Origin of the sequence: Metamycoplasma auris 15026 (genome assembly GCF_000367765.1) — a bacterium.
Classification (GTDB): domain Bacteria; phylum Bacillota_I; class Bacilli_A; order Mycoplasmatales; family Metamycoplasmataceae; genus Metamycoplasma; species Metamycoplasma auris_A.
This window is the reverse complement of record NZ_AORI01000012.1, coordinates 52,237-65,068: the sequence shown is the minus strand read 5'-3', so window position 1 is coordinate 65,068 and position 12,832 is coordinate 52,237. Positions and strand designations below refer to the sequence as shown.

Below are 12,832 nucleotides of genomic sequence, written 5' to 3'. Positions count from 1 at the left end.
AAAAACACCTAGTGAATGATGCAGTCTTTTTTATACGTTTTCTATTGAAATTAAGGAAGTTTTTAAAATAAATTTGCAATTAAAAAAAGGCATTTTTTAATTTAGATAATACTAAAAAATCAAGTACTTTTTTAGTTAATAAAATGTAATATAATATTATTGCTATGGAATTAAAAAAATATATAAGAACCGTCAAAGATTTTCCTGAACCAGGTGTGAAATTTAAAGATATTTCATTGCTTTTAGCAAATGGAGAAGCTTTAAATTACACAATAAATAAGATGTCGGAATTAGCGAAGGATGCTGATATTATTGTTGGTCCAGATGCCAGAGGGTTTTTATTTGGAACTCCAGTTGCTGCAAAGCTATCTAAGCCTTTTATTATGGTAAGAAAAAAAGGAAAATTACCTGGCGAAGTTATCAGTTATGCATATGGACTTGAATATGGTCGCTCAATTCTTGAAATTCAAAAAGGCCTTGTAAAACCTGGACAAAAAGCCGTTATCATTGATGATGTTTTAGCAACTGGTGGCACACTAGAAGCAATCATTAAATTACTAAAAGACCAAGGTGTAGAAATTCTTAAGATAATAGTTTTAATGGAATTAGGCGGATTTAATTCAAGAGAAAGATTAAATTGTGATATCGAAAGTTTAATTTTTGTGGATGAAAATGAAGATAAATAAGTTCTTTATGAACTTTTTTATTTAATAAGGAGATTTTTTTTATGAAAAAATATGAAAAATATGAAGATATTGAAGAAAAATATCGTTTTGATTTAGAGGATATTTTAGGAAATAAAAAACTAAGTGACTTAGAGGATGAATATTTCTTATTACTAGATAAACAGCTTGAAATCAAAGATTCTAAATATAATAGTCTAGAAGAATATGTAGCCTCCCTTGAGTTATCTAAGCAAAGCATTCTTTTAGCCAATAAGATTGATAATTATTTATCAAATAAATTGAATACAAATTTAGTTGATCCAAAAATCAATAAATTAATTTCGCAATTTGATGCAAAAAAATCAGAATATGATAAGAAATTTGGCTCCGAAATTAATCGAATTGCTAAAAACAAAGAAAAAATTTTGCAATGAATTAAGCTACTTGAGCTTAAAGAAGTAAAAAAAGACCTTGAAGCATTGCTAAATGAACTTGATCACAAATTAGATGACAAAATTGAAAACTATTTAGCAGCTACTGCTAATGGCGAACCTGATGTTGAAGAGCTTTTTAGTGTTTTAACAGATAGTGAAATTGATTATGGATACGCATCAAATAAATGGGGTAGAAGATTTAAAATTACTGAAGGAAGTAGACTTAATCTTTTAAAAAATTCTGATGAAAAAGTAAGAAAAGAAACATATTTTAATTATGCAAATGCATACCTAAAACATAAACAAAGTCTTGCAAAAATGTTATATCAACATATTAAATCAATTTCTGTTGATGCTCTTTCAAGAAATTATTCTTCATCAATTGAATCAATCTTAATATCAGATAATATTGATAAAAAACTTTTAGAAATTCTTTTTTCTAATGTTAAAAATAACATTTCTATCTTTAGGAAATATTGAAACGCACATGCAAAATTCTTTGAAGCTAAATTTAATAAGAAAATGGAACTTTGAGATAGTGCTATTGATCTAGTTAAAATCAAAAATAAATATTCAATTGAAGATGGTCAAAAAATTCTTAAAGAAATAAGCGCTATTATGCCTTTTGAATACAAAGAAATTGTCGATAAAGCAATCAATGAAAACTGAATTGACTATATAAATGTGCCTTCGAAAAGATCCGGCGCTTATTCCATTGGTGGCTCACATGGAATTAATAAAATCTATATTCTAATGAACTGAGATAACACAATTAATTCAATAAATACTTTATGCCATGAAATGGGACATTCGATGCATTCATATTTTTCAAATAAGAACCAAAGTGTTTTTCGAAGCCAATATCCACTTTTTCTAGCTGAAATTGCTTCAATTTTTAATGAGTTATTATTAAATGATTATTTGATTTCCAAAGCCAAAACTAAAGAAGAAAAATTCTTTTTATTAAATGAAAGTATTAATGATTTTATTGGTACTGTTTTAAGACAAACTCAATGAGCTAATTATGAGTTTGAACTATATAACCAAATTGATAAAAACGAACCTCTTAATTCTTATGAGGCTCTTGAAGAGTTGTATGTAAATATTTCAAAAGATTATGCAATTACGAACAAAGAACCACAAATCAATGATGTAGCAAATGTATATAGCATTATGGTGCCACATTTCTATTATTATTTCTATGTTTATAAGTATGCAATTGGCTATATTGTTGCTAATGTTTTCTTCCAAAAATATAAAAAAGATAAAACAAAAGCTCTAGAAGATTACATTAATAAGTTTCTAAGTGCTGGAGATAGAGATTGACCTGCAGTTATTCTAAAAGAAGCAGGAATTGATGTTTATTCTAAAGAAATTTATGACTTAGCGTTTTCTCTTTTAAATGAAAAAGTTGATGAATATATTAAACTAGGAAATGAGATATTTAAAAAATAAAAGAAATTAATTCTAGAAAAAAAATAATAGACTACTTTAAAAAAGGTGGTCTATTATTTTTTAGTTTCATTAAGAATTAGCTGCATTTCTTATTGCTGATTTTGAAAATAATCATATAAATAAAATAAAAATCATAATAAATGATGCAGCCATTATAAATGGTATAGCAAGTATTCATGCCGTTAATACAATTGGCGTTTTTGTACAATATTTCTTAGTCAATGACAGTATCATTAATATACATACTGCAATACTAAGTAATTGAAATGCTACTAAAAAACTTTTGATTGCAAAAGGTGAAATTACTTTTAATTCTTCAGGAGTAGCAAGTGATTTTCAAGTTGCTAAAACATATCCTGAAGAAAAAATAGTAACAATTGCAACAAATATAACTATATACTCAATAGCCATAACGAACTTATTTTTACGTCCGTTATATTTTGGTTCATCAGACTCATATTCTTCTCAGTTATTTGGTTCGTTTCTTCTTTGATTAGGTTCCTTAGGTCCATCTCAAATAACTGAGTGGTCATTGTCAGACATCTACATTCCTCTCATCTAAAACAATACATTTAAAATAAAAATTATCTCACTTAAAAAACTAAAAATTCATCAAAAAATAAATTGAATTTGCTACTAAGGATAAATAACTATCTTTGACATGAAAGCAAAACAATTTTTAAAGTTTTAGAGAATTAAAATAACTAAAAAATAAGATTTGATTAGCTTTATTTTTCTTATTTTTTTACTTATTTTAAGTACTAATAATCTAACTTATTTATAATTATGTTATTTAAAAGATGAGGAAGAATAAATTAAAAAATCATTGATGATTAAGCTCAGCAATAGCCTTGAGTTTCTTTCCAATTTCTTTAGTATCTTGTAATAATACAAATAATCAAAATATTTATAATAACCATTCACATCACGAAATTCCATGAACCAATTTAATTCCTTCAATTCCTTCTAATCCTACTCCAAATAAAAATAAAAATAAGCAAGAATTTTATAATGTAAATTACTTTTTTAATGATAAGTTATTCAAATCTGAAAAAATTAAATCTAATAGTATTTTTAAACCTGAACTAATAGAAAAAGAAGGCTATTTTTTTGATTCTTATTATTTGGATAAATATTTTAAGAATAAACTACCAAATAACTTAGTTATAACACAAGACTTAAATTTGTATTTAAGATATTTTCCATATTCTAACTATTCAGTTACTTCATTGATAGATACAATTAAACCTAAAACCAAAAATTTAAAAATGCTTAAAGATAATGATATCTGTTATGTTGAAATTAAGGATTTCTTTAATTTAATAAAGGAAGTTACTTTCATTGCACAAAAGATTGAGAATCTAAAGTTTAATGAAAATAAATATGACTTAACAAAGCATTTGACTTATTTTAATAAGAATAAAGAATTGCTTATTAATTTATTAAGTAGATATCAATCAAAAAATAAAAAAAATTCAGATTTTTCTTTTAATTCATCAATCAAATTTGATGCATTAAATAATCAAATAATTGTTTCAGATTATTCTTTTTTTAAGCAAATTAATCCTTATGAAACTGAATCTAATTTAGATTTTAAATACCAAGATTTTAAAAAACAAATAACTATTGATTTAAATAAATACAATCTTAAAATGCTTGAAATTAACAATCAAATTTATATGCCTTTTTGTTTGTTAAATTTAATTGTTTTAAATGAGTATGAAAATGCATTTTATTTTAATGAAAAAGAAGTCTTTTTGATTAGTTACCATGACATACATTCTGCAGGAAATTCATTTAAAAGAATTAAAGAAACTCTTACTAAAAATAATCTAGATAATAAAGAAATGCCAAAAAATCTTAAAGAATTTCAGTTTAATTATTTGCATTTCTTACTTGATAATTTTTATGGCATTAAACCAAAAAACAATGAATCATATTTGAAATTGCTATCTTCTTATAAAAATAAGTTTTTAGGCAATAATAAAGAGCATTATTTAGCGCTGCATGATTTAATTAATAGTTTAGATGATTTACACACTAAAGTATTGATGCAAGGATTATATGAAAAAGAAGAAAGCTACATGTCTTCAGTTGATATTGATACTAAGAAAAAAAATTTTAAAGAAAGAGTTAAGAAATTTTATTTAGTAGATGATGAATTATATAACTTGGAAACTCAATTACAACTAGAAGGAAAATGAATTAGAAATACACAAGATAATAAAACTAGAATTATTCGTTTTGATGTCATCACAAGAGAAACAAAAGAATGAGTTAAAAAAGATCTTGAGCAAGCCGAAAAAGATGGAATTAAAAATATTGTTTTTGATTTAACACTAAATAGAGGTGGCTCAGTTCAAGCTACTTATGAATTACTTGGTTTTATGAGCAATGAATACTTTAAATACTTTGAGTATAATCCTTTAACAAATGAAAAAATTGTCACACAAATTAAATCAAATGTTGGTAAACAAGATTTTAAGTATTTTATTTTAATTTCTCCTAAAACCTATTCTGCAAGTAACATGTTAGCCGCCACTGCAAAGGAAAATAAGTTAGCTAAAATTATTGGATATAAATCAGCAGGTGGCGCTTCTATTGTAAGATTTGCATGTTTACCAAGCGGCAACATATTGCGATTAAGTAGTAATAATGTTCTAACCAACAGAGATTTTGTTTCCTATGAAAATGGTGTCATACCTGATATTAATTTTGCAAATGATAAAAATGCCTCATATAAAAACTTATTCGATTTAAACTACATCGAAAACATAGTTAATAAAAATTCTTAAATTTTATTGTAATTTTATTCTCAAGACTTCAATTAATTACATAAATAACATTAGTAAAATGACTTGCTAATTAATACAGTTTAATTTTTACTGTAAAATTTTAATTAATGAAATTAGGTAAAAAAACTTTTATCTTTTCTTTGTTGGTAAATGCTATTCTACCAATGTCTCTTTTATCTTTTTCTGTTCAAAATAAGAATACAAATAAACGTCTGAATAATAAAAATAAGCTTTTAAAGAACAATTCCAGTTCAACTTTTAAACTAAAAGAATATGAATTTTCTGATTTAACAAAAAATAATTCAAATGAGTTAAAAAAGATTGAACTCGGTTTATATAATGATGTAGCTTACATTGGAATTAAAGAGTTCCTTAAAGCAACAAAAACAGTTACTAATTTCAATGATTATAGTTTTAGTTGAATAAAACTAAATAACAAACTATACAAAAAACAAAAGTATTTGGAACATAATTTTAAAGATAATAAAGTTACTCTTAATGTTATTAATAAACTTGTTAATGACAGCGATCCAGATGACCAAATTCAAAATAAATACAGCATTGAAATTGATTTTCAAACAAAGAAAATCAATGTTTCAAATTATAAGTTTTTTACTGAAATTTTAAAAGATTACAAAAGAGGTGAAGAAGAGCTACAAATTGAATTTTTGTCCAAAAAAAATCTCAATGAAAAAACTCATTTTTCTTATGATTTAAGTAAGTATGACATTGAAATTTTAAAAGACAAAAAAGATTTATATCTACCAGTAGTACTCCTAAATCAAATTCTTTTAAATGAATCAAATTATCAAACATATTTCAATGGTGAATACTTTAATTTATTTAATTATTTTGAAACATTAGGAAGTTCTTATGGTCCTGCACTGCTGAAACAATCAAATGTAAACAATGAAAATATACCTTTAGGTCTAAAAGAATTTCAATATAAATATTTTCCTTTTTTATTTGATTATTACTATGGAATTAAGAATAAAAATAATCAATCTTACAAGAATTTTTTTGCTACTTATGAAGATGATATATTAGCTGAAAATGATAATCATTATTTAGCAACCAAAGATATTATTAATGACCTAGGTGATTTGCATTCAACTTCAATTATTGATGGCTATTATAATCATGATAATGATGCCATTAAAAACATTGAAAAAGAATTTAGGAAAATAAGAAGAATAAGAAAAAGAGCTGAGATTGAAAATGAATTAGGAAAAAGAGATTTTGGAAAAATTGAATATAGTATTACATATACACCTGACAGAAAAACAGGTATTATTTCATTTAGGGCATTTGATAAAATGACAGCTAGTGGAATTGAGAAAAGTTTAGAGATAGCTAAAAATGAAGGAATTAAAAACATTGTTTTCAATATAACAGTTAATTCAGGTGGCTATGTTGGAAGTGCTTTTGAGATTATGGGATTTATGACAAATAAACCTTTTTATTCTTACACATATAATCCTTTATCGCAAGAAAAAAGTGTTGAAGAAATCAAATCCAAATATAAAAAGTATGACTTTAATTACTTTATTTTAACTTCGCCCTTTTCTTTTTCAGCTGCCAATATTTTGGCTCAAATGGTAAAAGATAACAAAGTAGCCAAAGTAATAGGTTATAAAACTCATGGGGGAGCTTCTGCAATCAATTATGCAATTCTTCCTACTGGAGATATTATTCAGATTAGTAGTAACCATGTTTTTAGCGATAAGAACTTCAATAATATTGAATTTGGTGTTAAACCTGATATTTTTTTTGAAGAAGATATTTATAAGAATCAAGACCAATTGTATGACTTAAATTACATTCAACAAATAGTAAATAAAGAAACAAATGAAGAAGCTAAACAAGATATTTCTTTTTTAATTAAAAATCCAAATTTAGGCTTATTAAAATCTAGTGATTTTGTTAGTTTATATGAAGCCTTAAAGAATAAGAATCCTAATTTCAATATTGCTTTTGATGATCTTGAATTTCAATCAATTAATAAAATTCCTAATGAAAAAAATGAGTATGAAGTATCCTTAAAAATAAAGGATAATAATACAAATTATTTTGGAACTATCAAACTTATTTTTAGTCTAGAAGAAAATGCTAAACCATTTAATCCAAATGGTAACACTGAAGATAGAAATGAAAAAGATAAAAATAATGCTGATAAAAATAGGCCTAAAAATAAAAAAACATTAAGAATTATCTTAGGAATTTTTGGGTCTTTATTAGTAATAAGTCTCATTTTAGTTATTGTATTTCTAGTCTTAAAATTAAAGAAAAAAACTAAGCAGTAAAAATTCTAAAAATTCATTAGATTTGTTTTGTTGTCTTAAAACAAGCAATATTTAAGGAAAAAAACAAAAAAGTGCCTTGTTGCACTTCTTAAATTAAAAAAATCAGGAATTTTTATGCTTGCATTTCAGCTTCAGCTTTTCTTGCTGCTCTTCTTTGGTCTCTAGCTTTTTCTTTAGCTAATTTATGTGCTCTTTTTTCAGCTTTAACTTTGTTAGCTAGTCTGACATCTTTTCTCATAGCTTTCCTTTCAAAAATTGTTTTTCATAACTTAAAAAAGACAAAAAAGATAATTATTAATTATAACTATTTTTTTGTAATTTGCTTGACTTTTTCTTCTATAGAATCAAGATCTAAATCTTCCATTGCTCTTAGTTTATTTTCTAAATTGTGTTCCATTAAATCTATTTTATTTGCAAAATTTTCTTCATTTTTATCTAAATCAAAAATACTGATTTTTTCATTAGATTTGAGGTTGGAAATTGCTGAATTTGATTTTAATTCATAAACATTTTCATCAATAAAATAATATCTTTGTAACATTGTTTCTTTAATATCAGAAACAAGCATTTTATTATCTTCAATTTTTTTAAGATAATAATTTTTTAGTTCATTTCTTTCTTTATCATCAGGATCATTTAATTGCTCAATTTTTAAATGTTGAATTAGGTATCCTGAATTATTGCTTTCAATGTAATTATTGGATAATTTATCAATTCTTTTATTGCTATTTTCAATGTTATTAAGATTAAATTCAGTAACTTCATTATTTTTATTTGTATAAAGAAATTCAAGATTATTAGTAATTACTTCAAGATTTTTAGGAATGCAATTGACATTCTTTAAAACATTGAATAAGAAAGTTCCTCTGTTACTACGATTTGTATAAGCTAAATCAGATGCATTTCAAATTTTCGTAAGTCCATCTTGAGTTAGCATTAAAATCTTGTTAAATTTTGAAACTGTAGCAAAAGCGGCTACATATGTTTTATTTAGTTTTGGAAGTAATTTAATTCCTTGGGCTTTTAGTGTTAGAGTTGAAGAAAATTCATTTTCATTAATTAAGAAATAAAGGCCATTGTTTAAAAGAATAAAAATATCTTTTTCATCATTGCCAATTTTTATATCAACTAATTCATCATCTTCATTTTTAAAGGAAATGCAACTTCTTTTACGATTATAAATTTTTGATTCTAGATCAGAAAATTTAATTTTTTTAGCATATCCTAATTTAGTAATCATAATTAAATTAAGATAATTATCAAAAGAAGAAACTTCCATAATTCGAATAACTTTTTCATTTATATCTAAATTAATATAAGAAGAAATATGAATACCTAATTCTTTTCAGATATTATCTTTTAGAATGTGCGCTTCTAAAATAAAGAAATTTCCTTTGTTTGTAAAAAATAGAATTTTTGAAAAAGAATTAATTTTATTGTAATAGAAAATTGCATCATCATTTTTTAGTTTGTATGAACTTAGGTCATTAGAATTAAAGATTTTTGGTGTAATTTTTTTAATGTAACCATCTTGGGAAAAAAAGAAATAAAAGTCTTCATTTTTAGTTAAGGATTTATAATCAACTTCTTTGTTTGCAATTTCATTAAGAATTGCAGTTCTTCTTTCTCTTCCAAATTCTTTCTTAATGTTATTTAGTTGTTTAATTAAATATTTATTAAATTCATTTTCATTGTCTAAAAGAAGTTTGCAATTTGCAATTAATTTTTCAAGCGATATTTTTTCATTTTGAAATTCAATTTGGTCTATTTTAGATAGTTTATATAATCTAAGTTCCGCTATAGCAGTTGCTTGAATTTCTGAAAAATTAAATTCAACCATTAGGGCATTAATTACACCTTTTTTTGAATTATCACTTTCTTTAATAAGTTTAATAACTTGGTCTGAAATTTCAGCGACTTTTATAAATCCTTCAATAATTTCATGACGCAGTTTGTATTTTTTTAAGTCATATTTAATGGCTTTAGTATTAATTAAACTTAGATGTTCTAAAAATGCATAGATTGCTTTATCTAATGAAAGAAGTGTCGGCGCACTTTTGTAGATTGCCATCATATTGTAATCATAATTAATCCGTAATTTTGTTTTATTCATTAGATATGTAATGATAGCTTCAGCGCTGCTATCTTCTTCAAGTTCAATATAGATAGATAGCCCATCTCGATCAGATTGGTCTCTTATTTCTTTAATGCCTGATATTGTTTTTGCAGCAATGATTGAATCAATTTCAAAAACTAATTTTGATTTAATTACACCAAAAGGAATTTCAGTAATTTCAATGCCTATAATCTTATCTTTTTTATTTTTAATAAAATCATATTTGGCTGAAAGACTAATTTTTCCTTTTCCGCTATTAAATGCATCTTCAATGCCTGATATTCCATAAATGACGCCGCCAGTTGGAAAATCTGGACCTTTTATATATTCCATTAACTGTTGCACACTAATATTTTTATTTTTAATCATTGCAATAGTGGCATCAATTAATTCATTTAAATTATGTGGCGGAATTTGTGTTGCAAATCCAGAAGCAATTCCAATTGCACCATTTAGAAGTAAATTAGGAAATAAAGTAGGAAGGACAGTGGGTTCATATTCTGAATCATCAAAATTAGGTATCATTGGTACAACTTTTTTTTCTAAATCCATAAGCATATATTCACTTATTTTTTCAAGTCTTGATTCAGTATAACGCATAGCTGCAGCTGGATCATCATCAATTGAACCTTTGTTTCCATGCATTTGCACAAGTGGATAGTTACTTTTTCATTCTTGTGCCATTCTTACCATAGCTTCATAGACTGAACTATCGCCATGAGGATGATATTTCCCTAAAACATCCCCAACGATTCTTGCTGACTTTTTGAATTGATCTTTGTTTCTTAATTTCAAATTTCACATTGAATAAAGAATTCTTCTTTGCACTGGCTTAAGTCCGTCTCTTGCATCAGGAATTGCTCTTTGTTGAATAACATATTTTGAAAAACGTGAAAAACTTGTATTCATGATATCAATCATGTTTTTTTCAATAATGTTTTCAATTGTTTCTTCGAATTCATTTTTTTTATCTTTTGCCATAGATTTTTTATCCTATTTTTGAATTTCAAATTCATCAATACTTGAAAAGTCAATGTTTTCATTAATTCATGTTTTTCTAGCTTCTGAATTATCACTCATAAAAGTAGTGATATTTCTTTCAGTCAAAGCTTGGTTATCAATGTTTACTTTAAGAATATTTCTTGTTTTGGGATTCATTGTTGTATCTCAGAGTTGATCTGCATTCATTTCACCTAACCCTTTGTAACGCTGAATTTCGTAATTTTGGTATTGGGAAGTTATTTCTCTTAAACCATCTTCATCTCATGCATAAAAACTTTTATTATTTGCGTTTTTAATTGTTATCTTATAAAGAGGAGGAAGAGCTATATATATCATTCCAGCTTCAATTAATTTCTTCATATATCTTCAAAAGAAAGTTAACAGTAGCATTTGAATGTGAGCGCCGTCAACGTCGGCATCAGTCATGATGATAATTTTTCCATATTGGGAATTTTTTAAATCAAAATCCTCACCAATACCAGCGCCAATTGTATTAATTATTGTAGCTAACTCTTCATTTGCTAAAATATCAATCAATTTTGCCTTGTCAGTGTTCATTACAACTCCTCTTAGAGGCAAAATTGCCTGCGTTTTCCGATCACGCCCCATTTTAGCCGAACCCCCAGCGGAGTCACCTTCAACTAAAAATAATTCTTTTTCAGAAGCAATTTTGGATTGTGCGGGAGTTAGTTTACCTGATAAAATTTTTTTTGTATCAAGTTTATTTTTTACTTTTCTTGCTTCGTTTCTTGCATTTCTTGCAGCAATTCTTCCTTCATAAGTGTGTTTAATTTTTTCTAGAATTTTATTTGCTTCTTGTTTGTTTTCATTTAGATAAAAATTAAACTTTTGTGAAAAGAAATCTTCCACTGCTTCACGAGCTTCTGGGGATCCTAATTTATCTTTGGTTTGACCAACAAACTCAAGAATATTTTCCGGAACTTTTAAAGAAACAACAGCAATGATTCCTTCCCTTACATCAAGACCATCAAAGCTTATTTTAGATTTTGAATTGGAATTTTTTGCATATCATTCATTAATTGTTTTTGTTAGAGCAGCCTTAAAGGCAGTTTCATGAGTGCCACCATCTCTTGTTTTGACATTATTAACAAATGAATAAATAGTTTCGCTATAACTTTCAGTATAAGCTAAAGAAATTTCAATCTCAATGTTATTTTTAGTAACTCCTGAAGCATAAAAAATACTGCTTATAAATTTTTTTCCTTCGCCAACAAAATTTATATATTCTTTAATGCCTTCATTAGTTTGAAAAACAATATTTTCGTTTGTTATTTCATTAATGTAATTGATTTTTAAATTGGAAATTAAAAAACTAGCCTCTCTTAATTTTTCTTTAATGATTTCTGAAGAAAATTTGGCTTTCTTAAAAATATCATAATTAGGTCAAAATTGGACTCTAGTTCCTTTTTTTAAACTAGGTCCAATTAAGGTTGTTTTGGTTGTAATTTCTTCTTGTCTAAAGGCTGTAAAATATTCTTTTTTATCTCGAAATACACTAACTTCTAATTTGGCACTTAAAGCATTAACAACAGAAGCCCCAACTCCATGAAGACCACCGCTTGTTTTATATGCACCATTGCCAAATTTACCTCCGGCATGCAGCTCAGTAAAAACTAACTCAACACCACTTTTTCCAGATTCATGCTTGGTAATAGGAATGCCTCTGCCATTATCTTCAATGATGATTGAATTATCTTTTTTTAGTGTAACTTTTATACTATCAGCAAATCCAGCAAGTGCTTCATCAATAGAATTATCAAAAATTTCTCAAATAAGATGATGCAGTCCATTTGAATCAGTTGAACCAATATACATTCCAGGTCTTTTTATTACTGCATCTAAGCCTTTTAGAACTTTTAAATCATTTGCTTCATAATTAGACATACTCATATTTTTTAAATTATATATATTTTGATTTAAATTAAAATAAATTAGAATTCTTATAAATATTAGATGACTGCTACTCTTTATTTGCGTTTTGAAAAAGGCGATTTTTAAAAATAAAAAACACTCTTTTTTTGGCTTAAATTAAGAGTATTTT

Annotated in this window: 8 protein-coding genes; 4 read left to right on the top strand and 4 right to left on the bottom strand. The window is 25.6% G+C overall.

All coding sequences use genetic code 4. The features are described from left to right. Positions 1-164 precede the first annotated feature (164 nt). A complete protein-coding gene (locus MAU_RS03010; RefSeq protein ID WP_004425310.1) occupies positions 165-686 on the top strand; it encodes an adenine phosphoribosyltransferase in 522 nt (173 codons plus the stop codon). Positions 687-727: 41 nt separating this feature from the next. Next, positions 728-2,554: an oligoendopeptidase F gene (pepF, locus tag MAU_RS03005; protein WP_004425307.1), complete on the top strand. Its 1,827-nt coding sequence runs from the start codon at positions 728-730 to the stop codon at positions 2,552-2,554. A gap of 69 nt (positions 2,555-2,623) precedes the next feature. Here pepF and MAU_RS03000 read toward each other — a convergent pair whose 3' ends face one another. After that, positions 2,624-3,097, bottom strand: coding sequence for a hypothetical protein (locus MAU_RS03000; RefSeq protein ID WP_004425304.1), 474 nt, complete (start codon positions 3,095-3,097; stop codon positions 2,624-2,626). 257 nt (positions 3,098-3,354) lie between these two features. Here MAU_RS03000 and MAU_RS03635 point away from each other — a divergent pair, with 257 nt between their 5' ends. Then, positions 3,355-5,349, top strand: a complete 1,995-nt coding sequence (locus tag MAU_RS03635; RefSeq protein ID WP_004425301.1) for a S41 family peptidase — start codon at positions 3,355-3,357, stop codon at positions 5,347-5,349. A 107-nt stretch (positions 5,350-5,456) separates the two neighbouring features. Further along, positions 5,457-7,652, top strand: coding sequence for a S41 family peptidase (locus MAU_RS02990; RefSeq protein ID WP_004425298.1), 2,196 nt, complete (start codon positions 5,457-5,459; stop codon positions 7,650-7,652). Between the two features lie 112 nt (positions 7,653-7,764). On the opposite strand, the gene MAU_RS03745 is transcribed toward MAU_RS02990, so the two are convergent. The 3 genes from MAU_RS03745 to MAU_RS02980 all read right to left on the bottom strand — a co-directional run bounded on the left by MAU_RS03745 (position 7,765) and on the right by MAU_RS02980 (position 12,681). Beyond that, complete coding sequence (locus MAU_RS03745; protein WP_004425294.1) at positions 7,765-7,890, bottom strand: hypothetical protein; 126 nt, start codon at positions 7,888-7,890, stop codon at positions 7,765-7,767. 66 nt (positions 7,891-7,956) lie between these two features. Beyond that, on the bottom strand, positions 7,957-10,749 hold the full coding sequence (locus MAU_RS02985; protein WP_004425291.1) for a DNA topoisomerase (ATP-hydrolyzing): 2,793 nt from the start codon (positions 10,747-10,749) through the stop codon (positions 7,957-7,959). A gap of 12 nt (positions 10,750-10,761) precedes the next feature. After that, positions 10,762-12,681, bottom strand: coding sequence for a DNA gyrase/topoisomerase IV subunit B (locus tag MAU_RS02980; RefSeq protein WP_004425288.1), 1,920 nt, complete (start codon positions 12,679-12,681; stop codon positions 10,762-10,764). Between the last annotated feature and the right edge of the window lie 151 nt (positions 12,682-12,832).